The sequence below is a fragment of the Streptomyces sp. NPDC005761 genome, assembly GCF_040630635.1.
GTDB lineage: Bacteria > Actinomycetota > Actinomycetes > Streptomycetales > Streptomycetaceae > Streptomyces.
This window is the reverse complement of sequence record NZ_JBEXXX010000020.1, coordinates 123619-138412: the sequence shown is the minus strand read 5'-3', so window position 1 is coordinate 138412 and position 14794 is coordinate 123619. Positions and strand designations below refer to the sequence as shown.

General features: G+C 72.0%; 16 protein-coding genes. 5 read left to right on the top strand and 11 right to left on the bottom strand.

Going from position 1 to position 14794, the window contains the following annotated elements; genetic code table 11:
- Positions 1-279: 279 nt before the first annotated feature.
- The 5 genes from ABZ434_RS20045 to ABZ434_RS20025 are packed head-to-tail and all read right to left on the bottom strand — an operon-like array spanning position 280 to position 5372.
- Positions 280-1098, bottom strand: coding sequence for an ATP-binding cassette domain-containing protein (locus tag ABZ434_RS20045; RefSeq protein ID WP_359138306.1), 819 nt, complete (start codon positions 1096-1098; stop codon positions 280-282).
- The gene (locus ABZ434_RS20040) at positions 1095-1922 is read right to left on the bottom strand and encodes an ABC transporter ATP-binding protein (RefSeq protein ID WP_359138303.1); all 828 of its coding nucleotides are present in this window, start codon (positions 1920-1922) and stop codon (positions 1095-1097) included. Before ABZ434_RS20040 ends, ABZ434_RS20045 begins: the two co-directional genes overlap by 4 nt.
- Complete coding sequence (locus tag ABZ434_RS20035; RefSeq protein ID WP_359138300.1) at positions 1919-2821, bottom strand: ABC transporter permease; 903 nt, start codon at positions 2819-2821, stop codon at positions 1919-1921. The genes ABZ434_RS20040 and ABZ434_RS20035 overlap by 4 nt, the downstream gene beginning before the upstream one ends.
- Complete coding sequence (locus ABZ434_RS20030) at positions 2818-3798, bottom strand: ABC transporter permease (RefSeq protein ID WP_359138297.1); 981 nt, start codon at positions 3796-3798, stop codon at positions 2818-2820. The genes ABZ434_RS20035 and ABZ434_RS20030 overlap by 4 nt, the downstream gene beginning before the upstream one ends.
- Positions 3798-5372: an ABC transporter substrate-binding protein gene (locus ABZ434_RS20025; RefSeq protein ID WP_359138294.1), complete on the bottom strand. Its 1575-nt coding sequence runs from the start codon at positions 5370-5372 to the stop codon at positions 3798-3800. The genes ABZ434_RS20030 and ABZ434_RS20025 overlap by 1 nt, the downstream gene beginning before the upstream one ends.
- 54 nt (positions 5373-5426) lie before the next feature.
- Here ABZ434_RS20025 and ABZ434_RS20020 point away from each other — a divergent pair, with 54 nt between their 5' ends.
- From ABZ434_RS20020 to ABZ434_RS20010, 3 genes are all read left to right on the top strand, one after another.
- The gene (locus ABZ434_RS20020) at positions 5427-6350 is read left to right on the top strand and encodes a helix-turn-helix domain-containing protein (protein WP_359138291.1); all 924 of its coding nucleotides are present in this window, start codon (positions 5427-5429) and stop codon (positions 6348-6350) included.
- Positions 6351-6490: 140 nt separating this feature from the next.
- The gene (locus ABZ434_RS20015) at positions 6491-7492 is read left to right on the top strand and encodes a serine hydrolase domain-containing protein (RefSeq protein WP_359138313.1); all 1002 of its coding nucleotides are present in this window, start codon (positions 6491-6493) and stop codon (positions 7490-7492) included.
- A 113-nt stretch (positions 7493-7605) separates the two neighbouring features.
- Positions 7606-8280, top strand: coding sequence for a 2-phosphosulfolactate phosphatase (locus ABZ434_RS20010; protein ID WP_359138288.1), 675 nt, complete (start codon positions 7606-7608; stop codon positions 8278-8280).
- A gap of 19 nt (positions 8281-8299) precedes the next feature.
- Here the strand turns inward: ABZ434_RS20010 and ABZ434_RS20005 are convergent, their stop codons facing one another.
- From ABZ434_RS20005 to ABZ434_RS19990, 4 genes are all read right to left on the bottom strand, one after another.
- Positions 8300-8797, bottom strand: coding sequence for an SHOCT domain-containing protein (locus ABZ434_RS20005; protein ID WP_359138285.1), 498 nt, complete (start codon positions 8795-8797; stop codon positions 8300-8302).
- 173 nt (positions 8798-8970) lie between these two features.
- On the bottom strand, positions 8971-9192 hold the full coding sequence (locus ABZ434_RS20000; RefSeq protein WP_359138282.1) for a helix-turn-helix transcriptional regulator: 222 nt from the start codon (positions 9190-9192) through the stop codon (positions 8971-8973).
- Entirely contained in the window at positions 9192-9683 is a 492-nt protein-coding gene (locus ABZ434_RS19995) for a DUF2975 domain-containing protein (protein WP_359138279.1), read from the bottom strand. The genes ABZ434_RS20000 and ABZ434_RS19995 overlap by 1 nt, the downstream gene beginning before the upstream one ends.
- 86 nt (positions 9684-9769) lie before the next feature.
- Complete coding sequence (locus ABZ434_RS19990) at positions 9770-10123, bottom strand: DUF6204 family protein (protein WP_359138276.1); 354 nt, start codon at positions 10121-10123, stop codon at positions 9770-9772.
- Positions 10124-10201: 78 nt separating this feature from the next.
- Here ABZ434_RS19990 and ABZ434_RS19985 point away from each other — a divergent pair, with 78 nt between their 5' ends.
- Together ABZ434_RS19985 and ABZ434_RS19980 are read left to right on the top strand one after the other, a co-directional pair.
- A complete protein-coding gene (locus ABZ434_RS19985) occupies positions 10202-11098 on the top strand; it encodes an arginase family protein (protein WP_359138273.1) in 897 nt (298 codons plus the stop codon).
- Between the two features lie 96 nt (positions 11099-11194).
- A complete protein-coding gene (locus tag ABZ434_RS19980; RefSeq protein WP_359138270.1) occupies positions 11195-13174 on the top strand; it encodes a DUF5107 domain-containing protein in 1980 nt (659 codons plus the stop codon).
- A 318-nt stretch (positions 13175-13492) separates the two neighbouring features.
- Here ABZ434_RS19980 and ABZ434_RS19975 read toward each other — a convergent pair whose 3' ends face one another.
- Both ABZ434_RS19975 and ABZ434_RS19970 read right to left on the bottom strand, forming a co-directional pair.
- Positions 13493-14218 carry a dienelactone hydrolase family protein gene (locus tag ABZ434_RS19975; RefSeq protein WP_359138267.1) on the bottom strand — a complete coding sequence of 242 codons (726 nt, stop codon included), beginning with the start codon at positions 14216-14218 and terminating at the stop codon, positions 13493-13495.
- Positions 14219-14386: 168 nt separating this feature from the next.
- Complete coding sequence (locus tag ABZ434_RS19970; RefSeq protein WP_359138265.1) at positions 14387-14740, bottom strand: VOC family protein; 354 nt, start codon at positions 14738-14740, stop codon at positions 14387-14389.
- Between the last annotated feature and the right edge of the window lie 54 nt (positions 14741-14794).

The window sequence follows — 14794 nt, the reverse complement described above, 5'->3', positions numbered from 1 at the left end:
TATCGGGGCGACCCTCCGCCTTGCGATCGCACGCACCAGACGCCGCCGGACCCGCCCTCCGGGCGGACGGCGCTACTTTCGAAACACGCCCTAGGTCCCGTCCGCAGTACGCCGTCTGCGTCCCGACGGCCGGCACGCAGGCTCGCCGTACGCTTCCGCGGGTCGGGTGGCCCCGGAAGCTGATCCGCCGCCCCGCCCGCCGATCGCGCGCACCGGGGGCTGCCGTGCCCGCGCTCCGCGCGGACGCCTGGGGCCTACGGGCAGGACCTGGCACGGCACTCATGCGGGGACGCTCCCCAGGATCCGGCGGCTCGGGTCGGGAACCGGCACGGCGTCCAGGAGCCCGCGGGTGTAGGCGTCCTCGGGGGCGGTGAACACCTGATCCGCCGTGCCGGACTCGACGATGCGGCCCTGGCGCATCACGGCCACCCGGTCGGCGATCTGACGGACGACGGCCAGGTTGTGCGAGATGAAGAAGTAGGTCAGTCCCAGGCGGTCCTGGAGTTCGGCGAGCAGGTCGAGGACGCGGGCCTGCACGGACACGTCGAGCGCACTCGTCGGCTCGTCGAGCACGACGAGCCGCGGCTCCAGCGCCAGGGCCCGCGCGATGGAGATGCGCTGGCGCTGCCCGCCGGAGAACTCGTGCGGATACCGGTCCAGGATGCTCGCGTCCAGTCCGACGGAGTCCAGGAGCTCGCCTGCCCGGTCGCGCACCCTGGCCCGGCCGCGCCGCCCGCGCGCCCATTCCTCGTGGGTGACGAGCGGCTCCCCGACGATGTCGGCGATCCGCAGCCGCGGATTCATGCTGGAGTACGGGTCCTGGAGCACGACCTGCATCTGCCGGCGCAGCGGCCGCAGCGCGGCGCCCTTCAGCGCCAGCAGGTCCGTGCCGTCGAACCGCACGCTGCCGGCGGTGGGCTCGATGAGCCGCAGCAGCAGCCGGGTCAGGGTCGTCTTGCCGCAGCCGGACTCGCCGACCAGGGCGAAGGTCTCGCCCTCCCGGACGGTGAGGGAGACGTCGTCGACGGCGACGCTCGGCGGGTGGCCGGGGAACTCCTTGCGCAGTCCGTCGATCTCCAGCAGCGGGTTCGTGGTCATGCGACGGGCTCCAGTCGGGGAGTGGCGGCCAGCAGATCGCGTGTGTACGGGGCGGTGGGGCGGTTGAAGACCTGTTCGGTGTCGCCGGTCTCGACGACCTCGCCGTGCCGCATGACGACGACACGGTCGGCCGTCTCGGCGACGACCCCCAGGTCGTGGGTGATCAGCAGCACGGCCATTCCGTGACGTTGCTGGAGCCGCACGAGCAGTTCCAGGATCTGCCGCTGCACCGTCACGTCGAGCGCCGTGGTGGGCTCGTCGGCGATGAGGACGCGGGGCCGGGCCACGAGGGCGGAGGCGATCATGACGCGTTGGCGCAGACCGCCGGACAGCTCGTGCGGGTACTGGCCGTAGCGGCGTTCGGGGTCGGGGATGCCGACCTCGTCGAGCGCGGTCAGCGCGGCGCGGCGGGCCTCGGCGCGGGTGTGATCGCCGTGCAGCCGAAGCACCTCGGTCACCTGGGCGCCCACCCGCTGCAACGGGTCGAGGCTGGTCATCGGATCCTGGAACACCATGGAAATGCGGGCTCCGCGAATCTTGCGCAACTGCTTCTCACACAGAGCGAGTACGTCGTGCCCGTCGAGCAGCACGCGGCCGCCGGCGTACACGCACGGGGGCTCGGGGTTGAGGCGCAGCGCGGACAGGGCGGTGGCGGACTTGCCGCTGCCGGACTCGCCGACGACGGCGAGGGTCTCGCCCGCGTGCACCGCGAAGCTCACCCCGCGCACGGCGTTCACGGTCGTGGAAGCGAGTGCGAAGTCGACGTGCAGGTCCTCGAATTCGAGAACGGGTGCGGAGGTCGCGGTCTGGGGTGAGTCGGTCATCGGCGGTACGCCTTCGGGTCCGCGACGTCGCGCAGCGCGTCGCCCAGGATGTTGATGGACAGCGAGGTGAACATGAGCGCGATGCCGGGGAAGACGGCGATCCACCAGGACGTGCCGAGGTAGAGCTGTCCGTCGGCGAGCATGCCGCCCCAGGTCACCGTCTCCTTCGGAACACCGAGGCCCAGGTAGCTCAGCGAGGCCTCGGCGACGACGGCCGACGCGATGTGCAGCGTGCCGATGGTGGCCAGGGGTGCCATGACGTTGGGCAGCAGGTGCCGGCGCATGATGGCCAGGTCACCGACGCCGATCGCGCGCGCCTCGGTGACGAAGTCGCGGGTACGCAGCGAGAGCACCTCGGAGCGCACCACACGGGCGTACGACACCCAGCCGGTGATCCCGATCACGAGGATCACGTAGCCGAGGCCCGAGCCGACGAAGCCGACGACGGCGAGCGCCAGCAGGATCGCGGGGAAGGCGAGCTGGACGTCGGCGAAGCGCATCACGACCCGGTCGGTCCAGCCGCCGAGATAGCCGGAGGCGAGTCCCGCGACGGTTCCGATGACGCCGGCGAGGAGAGCGGCGCCCGCGCCGACGAGCAGCGAGACCCGGGTGCCGTACACGACCCGTGAGAGCAGGTCGCGGCCGAGCTGGTCGGTGCCGAGCAGATGGTCCGTGCTGCCGCCGGCCTGCCAGGCGGGGGGCCGGAGCCTGCCGAGGAGGTCCTGCGCGCCCGGGTCGGCGGGGGCGATCAGGGGCGCGAGGAGCGCGCACACGACGATCAGCAGCAGGAAGACGAGCGCGAGGGCCGCGAGCCGGTTGCGCAGCAGCGAGCGCAGGACGGACGGCGGGGCCGAGACGGGGATGGCGGCCGGTGCGGCGGAGGGGGTGGTGGTGGTCATCGGGAGTTCCTCACCCTCGGGTCGAGGAGGCCGTAGGACAGGTCCACGAGCAGGTTCACCACGACGAACGTGGCGGCGAACAGCAGCACGGTGCCCTGGACCAGGGGGAAGTCGCGGTTGGCGATGGCCTGCACGGTCAGCTGGCCGACACCCGGCCAGGAGAAGACCTGCTCGGTGAGGATCGCGCCTCCGAGCAGGCTGCCGACCTCGAGACCGACGACCGTCACCACGGGCAGCGAGGCATTGCGCAGACCGTGCCGCAGCACGGTGCGGACCGGCCCCAGGCCCCGGGCGCGGGCTGTCCGGATGTGGTCGGAGCCCAGCACGTCGACCAGCGAGGAGCGCAGCAGCCGCGCGACGACGGCGACCGAGTAGACGGCCAGCGTGACCGCCGGCAGGACGAGATGGGCGAACGTGCCGTATCCGGAGGCGGGGAGCGCGTGCAGTCCGACGGCGAACACCAGGATGAGCAGGATGCCCACCCAGAACGCGGGTGTCGACTGGCCGATCAGGACGGCCGTCATGACACCGCGGTCGGTCGCCCTGCCCCGCCGCATCGCCGCGATCGTGCCGGCGGGCAGGGCGATCACGAGCGTCACCACGAGGGCACCCGCCGCGAGGAGCAGGGTGGCCGGGATGCGGTCGGCGAGGACCGAGCGGACCGGCTGGTTGTAGAAGAGGGAGTCGCCGAAGTCGAAGCGCGGCAGGCCCCACAGGTAGTCCAGGTACTGCGTGACGAGCGGCCGGTCCAGGCCGAGGCCGTGCCGCAGCACGCTCTCCTGCTGTGCGGTCGCGTCGGGCGGCAGCATCACCTTCACCGGGTCGCCGGACAGGCGCACCAGGAAGAACACGACGGTGGCGGTGCACAGGAGCACCAGCAGCGCGGTGCCCAGGCGGGTTGCGGCGGGCCGCAGCACGGCCAGGACGCGGCCGGGCTCGGTGACGGACGCGGCGGGTGCGGTCAGGGTCCGGCTCATCACACGGCCACCTTCGCGCTTGCCATGTCCAGCACCCCGGCCGCGCCGGGGGTCCAGCTGGGCCGGGTGTTGTGCACGTAGATGTTGTCGATCTGGTACAGCGGCACGAACGGCGCCTCGTCCTTGATCAGTTGCTGCAGTTCGGAGAAGGCACGGCGACGCACTGCCGGATCCACGGAGAGCTCCTCGCGGTCCACGAGCAGGTCGGCGCGCTTGCTGTGCCACCGGCTCTGCCGACGGTCGCTGCGCACGTTCGACTGGAGCATGCTCTCGCCGTCCATGGTCCAGACGGTGGAAGCGGCCAGGTACATCGGACCGAGCGCGCCGTGGTTGCTGGAGGTCAGGCGCTGGGAGTAGGTACCCGGGTCGAGCAGGTTCACCTCGGCTCGGATCCCGGCGTGGGCCAGGAGGCCCGAGATGGCCTCGGCGACGTTGGCGTCCAGGTTGGAGGCGGTGAGCGAGGTGCTGATGCCGTCGGGATGGCCGGCGTCGGCAAGCAGCGCGCGGGCCTTGGCGAGAGAACGCTCGAACGGCTTCACGGACTCGTCGAAGCCGAACGCGCCGCGCGGGATCATCGCCGGCACCTCGGTGGCGTTGCCGCCGAGCACCGCCTTGATGAGGAGGGGCACATCGACGGCGTGATTGAGCGCCTGCCGTACGCGCCGGTCGCGCAGGGGCCCTTCCGTCAGGGTGTCGAGCGACAGGTACGAGGTGCGGATGCCGGTGTGGTGGTCGATCCGCACGCCCGGATACCCGGCCAGTTGCTGGGCGGCGTCCGGGGTCATGCCCGCCACGATGTCGACGCCGCCGCTCTGCAGTGCGGCCAGCGCGGACGAGGAGTTGGGGGCGGGCACGAAGATCAGACCGTCGACGTGCGGGCGGCCCTGCCAGTGGTGGTCGTAGGCGGCGAGGCGCAGCTCGTGGTCGCGCTGCCAGTGCTGGAACGTGAACGGGCCGGTGCCCACCGGGTGCGCGGCGAAGCCCTCGTCGCCGACCTCGGCGAGGTAGCGCGGTGGCACCACGACGCCGCCGAACAGGGACAGTTTCGCGGGCAGGATCGGATCGTGCACCGAGGTGTGCACATCCACCGTGTACCGGTCGGCGACGGTGACGCGCTCGACATAACGCAGCTCCACGATGGGCGACTTGGTGGCAGGCGCGAGCAGCCGTTCGATGCTGAACCGGACTGCCTCGGCGTCGCACGGTTCGCCGTTGTGGAAGGTGACCCCGCGGCGCAGTTCGAACCTCCACACCTTCGGGTCGACGACCTTCCAGGACACGGCGATCCGTGGCCCCAGGGTGTTGTCGCGTTTCCGCGTGGTGAGGGTGTCGAACAGGTTGATCAGGGCGTTCATCGACGTCATGTCGCCCTGCTTGTGCGGGTCCATCGTCTTGGGGTCCCCGGTCTGGGAGACCCGCAGCACGTTTCCGGCAGAGGCCGCGGACGGTGCGCCGCACCCGGTCAGCAGGGCAGGGGCGGCGAGGGCGGGCAACGCGAGGCCGCTCAGGCGCAACGCTGCACGGCGGGAGTACCCGACGCGCGGGCCACCTCCCCCTTCACGTATTCGTTCCATTGGCCAACACACTCGTTCCGGTGAATGGAATGCAGTTCGGGTAAGGTAGGCCACATGGGGAAACCGGTCAACAGTCGTTCGCAGCAGCAGCCTCCCGCCGTGGCATCAGCCGCCGCGTCCGGGAGCCCGGACGCGGACGCGGCTCCGCCCGCGCCCGGTCCGGTGGACAAGGCGATGGAGGTGCTCGCGGCCCTGGCCGGGACGGGCGCCCCCCACCGCCTCGCGGACCTGGCCCGCCGGACGGGGCTCGCCAAACCCACCGTGCACCGACTGCTGCGCGCCCTCGCCGCGTCGGGGTACGCCGAAGCGGCCACCGGTGGCAGCTACCGGCCGGGGCCCCGGCTCCTCGGACTCGCGGCGGGCGCGCTCGCCGACGACGCCGTGCTGCGCCGGGTCGGCCCGGTGCTGGACGAACTCCGCGTACGTACCGGTCTGTTCGCCTCGTACGTGGTGCGTGACGACCGCGTGGTCATCCATCTGGACGTGCGCGCGCCCGCCCAAGGCCTCGGGCTCGACCTGCGCCCCGGCTCCCGTGAGCACATGACCGCAGGGGCGGCGGGTCTCGCCCTGCTGGCCGCCCTGCCGGCCGAGGAGCGCGATCCCCTGTCGGCCGGCCCCGACGGCGCAACTGCCGATGACGCGACACGCGAGGCTCTGGCCGCGGCAACCCGGGACGGCTACGCCTTCGACGGCAGCGACGCCTGGATCGACCGGCGCGCGCTCGCCGCACCGGTCCGCGACGCGACGGGCCGCGCGATCGGTGCGCTGGTGCTGACCGGGCTCGCCTTCACTCTCGACGACGCGGCCGCACGGTCGTACGGGCCGATGGTGCGCTCCGCCGCCGCCGCGGTGTCCGCGAGTCTGGCCGCGCAGCCCGGGGTGAGGCTCGGACTGGTCCCGGGCTCCGGGCATCCCGCGAGCGGGACGGCCGCGACGGGGAGCGCGGGCGGGGCCGCGGGAGCAGGGGGGACGCGGTGAGGGCCGAGGACGGTCGGACGCGCGCATCCCTCGACGGCGGGCGGGCCATCACCGGACCGGCCGGCACCGCGCCCCGCGCAACCGGGCCGGCGCACAGGGCAGTCGGTGCCACCCGCGACGCCGCCGCCGCCCGGCGCCGGCTGCTGGAGGACGGCAGGGCGCGGGGGCTGTACTCGGGCGTCGCATGGTCGCTGGGCGATGCGGCGGGCCCGTACGACCGCGGCTGGACCGGTACCCGTGCCCTCGGCGGGCCCGCTCTGGACGGTCATGACCTGTGGGACCTCGCGTCCGTCACCAAGGCGCTGGTCGGTCTGGTCGTCATGGCCCTCGTCGACCGAGGCGTCCTCGGGCTGGACGACACCGTGGGGCGCCACCTCGCCCGCTACTCGGACAGCCCGCACGCCGCCCGTACGGTGGCCCAACTCCTGGACCACACCGCGGGCCTGCCCGGCGGCGTCCCTCTCTACCGCGACCACCCCACCCGCGAGTCCCTGCTCCAGGCCCTGGGTTCCCTGCCGCGCAACGCCGAGCCCGGAACCCATGTCACGTACTCCTCCCAGGGGTTCATGCTGCTCGGCCTCATCGCCGAACAGGCCACGGGTCGGGGGCTGGACGATCTGATGACCGGCCTCGTCCGTGCTCCCCTCGGTCTGGCCGACACCCGATTCCGGCCGGGGCCCGCCGACCGGGCCCGCGCGGTGGCCACCGAGGCCTGCACGTGGCGAGGCCGGACCGTCACCGGCGAGGTGCACGACGAGAACGCGGTGGTGCTCGGAGGAGTCGCCGGCCACGCGGGCCTCTTCTCCACCCTCGCGGACCTGGAACGGCTCGCGGGCTGTCTGCTCGACGGAGGGCGACCGCTCCTCGGGCCGGGCACGCTGGCCGTCATGACCGCCCCGCGCACGGACCACCTCAACCTGCGCCGCGCACTTGCCTGGCAGGGGCAGGATCCGGTCGGTTCGCCGGTGGGTGACGGCTTCGGTGCGGCGTCGTACGGCCATACCGGCTTCACGGGCACGAGTGTGTGGATCGACCCGGAGGCCGGCCGCTACGCGGTCCTCCTCACGAACCGCGTGCATCCCAGCCGCGAGGAACGCGGATTCACGGCGCTGCGCAGGGAGTTCCACACGATAGGGACGTGACCGCGGGACGTAGGGCTTCCACCCGGGCCGGCGATCTCGCATCCTGGGACGATCGATGTGATGCGCGGCACTCACCGGATGCTACGGACCGGGTGTGCGTGATCATGACCGGTATGGACACTCACTTCCTCGGTATCGACGATCTGGCCGAAGTCCCGTCGGTGGCGGTCGTGGTCGACGTCATGCGTGCCTACACCGTGGCCGCCTGGGCCTTCGCCCAGGGGGCGGAGAAGATCGTTCTCGCCGAGTCGCTGGACGCGGCGTTGGCGCTCAAGGCACGCCACCCGGACTGGATCGCGCTCAAGGACGGTGCGTCCGCGCCGGGGTTCGACGCCGTCAACTCGCCGGGACTGCTGAGGTCCGTCGACCTCGCAGGACGGACCGTCGTGCAGAAGACCACGGCAGGGACGGTCGGCGCCCTCGCGGTGAAGCACGCGCAACTGGTCCTGTGCGCAGGCTTCGTGGTGGCGGAGGCGACGGCTCGGGCCTTGCGGGCCCGTGGGAGTGACAGCGTGACGTTCGTGGTCACGGGTGAGGACGGACAGGCCGACGAGGACCTGGCGTGCGCCCAGTACATCGCCCGGCGGGCGAACGAGCCCGTGACGGATTCGGACGAGTTCCTCCGCCGCGGTGCCGCTTCACGCGCCGCGGCCGAGCTGGCGGAGGGTGTGCGTCAAGGAGTCCATCCTGACGACGTCGCACTCTGTCTCGAACTCGACCGGTTCCCCTTTGCCATGGTGGCGGCCCTGGAAGGCTCGCTCATGGTTCTGCGTCCACACGCGATGTGAGGCGGCCGCGTCCGGGAGTTCAGAGCCGCCGGAGGAAGTCGGCCTTCTTCGCCTCGAACTCGTCGGGAGAAATGACACCGGCATCGCGGAGTTCACCGAGTTGGCGCAGGAGATCCATGATCTCCTGCGAACTCTGCGCGGAGGCCGCAGGAACCGGGGCGGGTGCGGGTGCCGGGGCGGGTGCCCCCCATGCGGGAGTGGTGGGTGCACCCCATGCGGGAGTGGTGGGTGCGCCCCACACGGGAGCCGGGGCGGGCTGGTGGGGGGCCGCGTGTCCGGGTACCACCGGGGCGCCGCGGTGGCCCGGGTCCCGCGTGAACGCGCTGTTGTCCTTGCGGTCATGGAGCGACATGGCGTGACCGCAGCCTCGGCAGTTGCGCGTGAAGGCCATGCCCGCCTCGCTGAGACCCATGGTCGCTATGCCCGCGGTCCATCGGCCTGCCTTCCGGGCCCCTTCACCGACGGCACTGTTGGTGCATCGCTTGCAGTCGGGGCAGCCGGTGTGTACGCGCGCCATGATCAGTCCTTGTCGAGGCTCGAAGCTCGCCAGGCGTGTCTCCTCGCCCGTCGCATCGAAATCGTACAAGGATGTGAAGGCGGTGTATGAGGGAGGTGAGGAAGCGTGCCTCACGGCCGTGAGCGGTGCGGCGGGCGGTGGTGCCGGGCGCCGTCCGGGCCGCCCCGGGCGCGCTATTCGCCCTCGGCCTCCTCGGTCTCCCAGCGCAGCAGGTCGCCCGGCTGGCACTCGAGGACCTCGCAGAGCGCGGCGAGCGTCGCGAAGCGCACTGCCTTGGCGCGGCCGTTCTTCAGTACCGCCAGGTTGGCGGGGGTGATCCCTATGCGGTCCGCGAGTTCGCCCACGGACATCTTCCGCCTGGCCAGCATGACGTCGATGTCAACGGCGATGGGCATCAGATCACCTCGTCCAACTCGGCCCGCATGTGAGCCGCTTCGGCCTCGCGATCGACGGCCTGGGTGAGCAGCATCCGCAGCACGAGCACGATCAGCGCGACCCCCAGGACGGCGACGCCGATCCCGCCCATGATGACGGTGACGCCCGGGTCCTCCCGCTGGCCCGGCGCGTTGACGGCTGTCACCGCGAACCACACGAGGGAAGCCGCCACGATCGCGCCGATCATGACGTCCACGTACCGGAAGGCGGTGGAGGAGAACACGGTTCCGCGACGCACCATCGTCACCAGCCGCCATACGCAGACCAGGGCGACCTGGGCCGACGCCAAGCCCGCGACGGTGAGCAGACGCAGCGGGGTCAGGGGGACCGACCCGTCCTCCGGGTCGTTCCCGCTGATCAACGTCCACAGCATCAATACCTGTACCGCCACGGTGCCGGTGAGCACCACCACGAGCACGGCGCGCAGCGCACCTACGGTCAGTTTTCCCACGGCTTGCCCTTCCATCGAGTCACGATGGAAATCTATCGAATTTCGATAGATGAATCAAGGGGTGAGGGAGGAGCGGTGGTACGGCGTCACTCCGCCCCCGGCCCCCGCCGCCCCTTGAAGTTGATCTTCATGGTGTCCATGTCCGTCGCGGTGGACCGCAGCGCGCCGTGCCCGTAGCCGGCCTTCCGCAACGCGGTCTCCGCGCGGTCCTCGGCGATCGCTGCCGCCATCTCCTCGCCGTCCCCGGCGTCCGAGACCACCACGTAGCGGAAGCTGAAGTGCTTGAGTACGCGGTCGTAGGTCAGTGATCCCTCCTCGCTGAACTGCATCGCGGTCAGACCGTGCTGGTCCACCTCGGCCAGCAGACGCTCCCGGGCCCCGTCCGTGAGCCCCTCCCACGTGCCGCGCACGATCACTCGGTACGTGTGCTGCGTGCTCATCGTGTCCCGCCGTTCCTGTCGCATTCCACTTACGCAAACCGATTGAGGAGCAAGCCTAGGGCGAAGAGGATGGGGCGCATGCGGAATATTGTGGTGCTCGACGCCCCCTCCAACCTGGGACTCCGTCCCCCGGCCCCCGGCACCGTACCGGGCTGCTACAAGCTCGCCGGCGCACTGCGGGAGCAGCGGATCGTGCAGCGGCTCGGCGCGTCCGAGGGCGGGGTGGTCGTACCGCCCCGCTACGACCTCGGGGCATGGCAGGAAGGGGACGGGGTCTTCAACGCTGCCGCGATCGCCCGGTACACCCGCACCCTCGCCGACCGCGTCGAGCGGCATGTGCGGGCCGGTGACTTCCCTCTCGTCCTGGGCGGCGACTGCTCCATCCAGCTCGGCGCCTCGCTCGCCCTGCGCCGGATCGGCCGGTACGGACTGGTGTCGGTCGACGGGTCCGCCGACTTCCGTCATGAGGGCAACGGCGGCGGGATCGGCGCCGCTGCCGGTGAGGAGCTGGCCATCGCGACCGGCCGGGGACAGGACGACCTCGCCGCTCTGGAAGGGCTGCGGCCCTATCTCAGGGACGAGGACGTGCGCGTCCTCGGCATCCGCGACTACGACAAGGACCGTGCCGAGCTCGCCGAGCTGAAGATCCCGGTGGCGACCGTCGGTGAGATCCGCGAGCAGGGCGCAGCCGAGGTGGCGGGCGCGATCGTGCGGAGCCTGGAGAGCCCGGCGGTCGACGGCTACTGGGTCCACCTGGACGCCGACGTACTCGACCCCTCGGTCATGCCGGCCGTCGACAGTCCCGACGACGGCGGACTGCTCCCCGGCGAACTGGGCCCGCTGCTGCGGACACTGGTCCGCTCGCCCCGCTGCGTCGGCCTCAACGTCACGGTCTACGACCCCGACCTCGACCCGGACGGCACGGCGGGGGCGCTGCTCACCGGCCTGGTGGTCGCGGCTTTTGCCGAAGTCTGACGGCCGATCCCCTGGTCCGGGCGCCATCCAGCGTGTTCCATGGTCATCGGGGGGCGCCCGGACCTGCGGCGGCCCGCGCGAGGGAGCGAGGTTGCCTTGGCCACCACCGTACGACGCACCGTACTGACCCTGCCCGCGGCGGCGACGGGGCCGGAGAATCCACTGCCCGCGCTGCGGCCCCTCGACGAGATGCATGTGGTCGACGACCGGGACCGGGCAGGACTTCCCCGTGACATGGCCCGCCAGATCGGTCACGCGCCCCTCGCCACCGTCCTTCCCGTGGCGATCCTCGACGGCTACGGACGCGAGCGCACCCCCACGGACCTCGACGCGATCGTCATCGAGAACGACCGGCTCCGGGCCACCGTTCTCCCCGGCCTCGGCGGGCGCATCCACTCCCTCTTCCACAAGCCCACCGGCCGCGACCTCGTCTACACCAACCCCGTGCTGCAGCCCGCCGACTTCGCGCTCAACGGCGCCTGGTTCTCCGGTGGCATCGAGTGGAACATCGGCGCGACCGGCCACACCACTCTTTCCTGCGCGCCGGTGCACGCCGCCCGGGTCCCGGCGCCCGACGGCGGCGAGATGGTCCGTCTCTGGGAGTGGGAGCGGCTGCGCGACCTGCCGTTCCAGGTCGATCTCTGGCTGCCGGAGGACTCCGACTTCCTCCATGTCGGCGTACGGATACGCAACCCGCACGAACACCCCGCACCGGTCTACTGGTGGTCCAACATCGCCGTCCCGGAGGGCGAAGGCACCCGGGTGCTGGCGCCCGCCGACGAAGCCTGGCACTTCGGATACGAGCGCACGCTGACCCGGGTTCCGATGCCCGAGACCGGGGGTGTCGACCGCACGTACCCGCTCCGCAGCGACTTCCCCGCCGACTACTTCTACGAGGTGCCCGACGGCGCCCGCCGCTGGATCGCCTCCCTCGACGAGCACGGCCACGGACTCGTCCAGACATCCACCGATCTGCTGCGCGGCCGCAAGCTCTTCCTGTGGGGCAGCGGGCCGGGTGGCCGCCGCTGGCAGGAGTGGCTCACCGAGCCCGGCACGGTCGGCTACGCCGAGATCCAGGCCGGGCTCGCCCGTACCCAGCTGGAGCACGTGCCGCTGGAGCCCGGCGGCGAGTTCAGCTGGCTGGAGTCGTACGGGCCGCTGAGCGCGGACCCCGCGACCGTGCACGGCGGCGACTGGGCCGCGGCCCGCGCCGAGGCCGAGCAGCGGCTCGCCGAGGCACTGCCGCGCGTCGATGTGGACGCCGCGTACGACGCGTGGCGGCGGTGCGCCGACACGGAGCCGGGCGAGATCCTCGCCACAGGATCGGGCTGGGGCGCCCTCGAAGTGCGGCGTGCCGGGTACGAGCTCCCAGGTACCCCTTTCGCGCCGTCCACGCTCGGTGAGCAGCAGGAGCCCTGGCTCGAACTCCTGGAACAGGGCGCGTTCCCCGAAGCCCGCCGCGGCGCCCCGCCCGGGCCCAGTCTCGTCTCCCCGCACTGGCGCGACATGCTGGAGACGGCTTCCGCCGAGCCGCTCACCGAATACCACCTGGGCGTCGCCCAGTGGCACGCCGACGACCGCGCCCAGGCGGTCCGCAGCTGGGAGCGCGGGCTGGCCCTCGTCCCGTCCCGCTGGCCGCTGCTGCGCTGCCTCGCCGTCGCCGCCCAGGAGAGCGGTCAGGGGGACCGGGCGGCCGACCACTACACGGAGGCGTTCGGCGACCTGTGCGCGGAGCGCCGCGACGACGGCGAGGCCTGGACGGCGGCCACGGCTGCCCTCGGCCGGGAGGCGATCGAGGCGCTGCTGGCGGCGGGCCGCACCGCCGACGCCCGCGTCGTCTGGGCCGGTCTGCTCCCGGGAATCCGCCTCCGGGGCCGCTTCCGACTGCTGGAGGCGCGTCTCCTTCTCGCGGAGGGAGACCGGGCGGCCGCTCGCGCCCTGTTCGACGAGGGCTTCGAGGTCGCCGATCTGCGCGAAGGCGCGGAGATCCTGGACGAGGTGTGGGCCGAACTCACGGAACTCACCGGTGAACCGCTGCCGGACGCGTACAACTTCCGGATGCGGCCGCGGGGGTGACGGCATCGGCAGCGGCGCACGGTACGCATGGCGGTGGTGACGCGTACCGTGTCCGCGGCTCTCGGAACGCGTACAACTACCGGACGCGATCGCAGGGATGACGGCGCCGGCAGCGGGAGACGGTACGCATCGCGCCGGTGATGCGTAGTGCGTCCGCGGCCCCCGGATGCGGTCGGTCTCCGACTGGATCGCCACCCCCGTCAGGCGAACGCCCGCTGCGGCTCCGGAGTGGTGGGGTGAGAGCGATGACCTGGGCGGGGGCGGAACCGGAATACGCCAGGCCCGGTTCGCGGCCCGGAGCCGCGGTCGCCGACCAGATCACTCCGTTACGGGCAGGCACTCGTCGAGCAGGCCGACGATGTCGTCCCAGGCTCGCTGCGCGTGCCGTGGGTGGTGGCCGACGCCGGGGACGGTGGGGTGGTCGACCGGTGGGTGGTGGAAGGCGTGCAGGGCTCCGCCGTAGACGACGAGGCGCCAGTCGACGCCGGCGGCCTGCATCTCGGCGGTGAACGCGTCCCGTTGCGCGGGCGACATGATCGGGTCTTCCGACCCGACCCCGGCCCACACCGGGCAGCGGATGCGCGCCGCCTCGCCCGGTCGGCCCGTGGTAGTTGCGTTGACTGTCCCGATCGCGCGCAGGCTGACGCCGTCGCGCCCGAGTTCCAGCCCGATCGCGCCCCCGGTGCCGTAGCCGACGGCGGCGATCCGGTCGGGGTCGGTCCGCGGTTCGGCGCGCAACACGTCGAGCGCCGCATGGCCGATACCCCGCATCCGGCCGGGGTCGGCGAGCAGCGGCATGCAACGGCCCAGCATCTCCTCGGGGTCGCCCAGATAGCGCCCGCCGTGAAGGTCGAAGGCCAGTGCTACGTATCCCAGCTCGGCGAGAGCATCGGCCCGGCGGCGCTCGACGTCGCTGAGTCCCATGCCCTCCGGTCCGAGCAGCACCGCAGGCCGGCGGTCGACACCGGCCGGGAGCGCGAGGTGCCCGATCATCGTCAGACCGTCGGCCGGGTACTCGACCGTCCGCGTGGTAATCGTCGTCATGGGACCGGATCGTAGTGATCGTCGAGCCGGATCGGGCCGGTGTTCACCTCCGGCAAAACAGCGTGGGGTGCGCCTCTGCGGCTGTGGCCGCACGATCACTGGTGGCGGTGTCGGTGCTGCTGACGGCGGCGACCGACGGTGCCGCCCGCCGGGGGCCGGGACGGCGGGTCAGACGGCCCGGTTGCGGTCGACGTACTCGAAGACCGAGCCGTCCGGGTGCACCGCGATCAGATTACGGCCGACCGGGGTGGGCACCGGGCCCGCGATGACGCGGGCGCCCACCCGGGTCAGGGAGGCATGGGCCTCGTCGACGTCCTTCACCGCGATGGTCGCGGTCACCTTGCGCAGGATCTCCAGCTCGGACTCGGGGCCGCTCATCAGCAGAAAGCAGCTGACGGCGGCCACGGACACCCCGCCGCGTTCGAAACGCAGCGCCGGACTCGCCGTGAGGTCCTCGTAGAAGGCCACCGCGGCCTCCAGGTCGTCGACGCAGATACGCAGCGTGGTTCCCAGGATTTCCATGCCGAACAGGGTAGTTGGCCGGTCAGCGGTGTGTGATCGATTCGGTGGAGGGGC

Bases quoted from the DNA above. Each gene is read 5' to 3' on its own strand.
- ABZ434_RS20025 (WP_359138294.1), bottom strand. From the start codon at position 5,372: ATGGAACGAATACGTGAAGGGGGAGGTGGCCCGCGCGTCGGGTACTCC.
- ABZ434_RS20020 (WP_359138291.1), top strand. From the start codon at position 5,427: ATGGGGAAACCGGTCAACAGTCGTTCGCAGCAGCAGCCTCCCGCCGTG.
- ABZ434_RS19970 (WP_359138265.1), bottom strand. From the start codon at position 14,740: ATGGAAATCCTGGGAACCACGCTGCGTATCTGCGTCGACGACCTGGAG.
- ABZ434_RS20010 (WP_359138288.1), top strand. From the start codon at position 7,606: ATGGACACTCACTTCCTCGGTATCGACGATCTGGCCGAAGTCCCGTCG.
- ABZ434_RS19985 (WP_359138273.1), top strand. From the start codon at position 10,202: ATGCGGAATATTGTGGTGCTCGACGCCCCCTCCAACCTGGGACTCCGT.
- ABZ434_RS19990 (WP_359138276.1), bottom strand. From the start codon at position 10,123: ATGAGCACGCAGCACACGTACCGAGTGATCGTGCGCGGCACGTGGGAG.
- ABZ434_RS20000 (WP_359138282.1), bottom strand. From the start codon at position 9,192: ATGCCCATCGCCGTTGACATCGACGTCATGCTGGCCAGGCGGAAGATG.
- ABZ434_RS19975 (WP_359138267.1), bottom strand. From the start codon at position 14,218: ATGACGACGATTACCACGCGGACGGTCGAGTACCCGGCCGACGGTCTG.
- ABZ434_RS20035 (WP_359138300.1), bottom strand. From the start codon at position 2,821: ATGACCACCACCACCCCCTCCGCCGCACCGGCCGCCATCCCCGTCTCG.
- ABZ434_RS20005 (WP_359138285.1), bottom strand. From the start codon at position 8,797: ATGGCGCGCGTACACACCGGCTGCCCCGACTGCAAGCGATGCACCAAC.
- ABZ434_RS20045 (WP_359138306.1), bottom strand. From the start codon at position 1,098: ATGACCACGAACCCGCTGCTGGAGATCGACGGACTGCGCAAGGAGTTC.
- ABZ434_RS20030 (WP_359138297.1), bottom strand. From the start codon at position 3,798: ATGAGCCGGACCCTGACCGCACCCGCCGCGTCCGTCACCGAGCCCGGC.
- ABZ434_RS20040 (WP_359138303.1), bottom strand. From the start codon at position 1,922: ATGACCGACTCACCCCAGACCGCGACCTCCGCACCCGTTCTCGAATTC.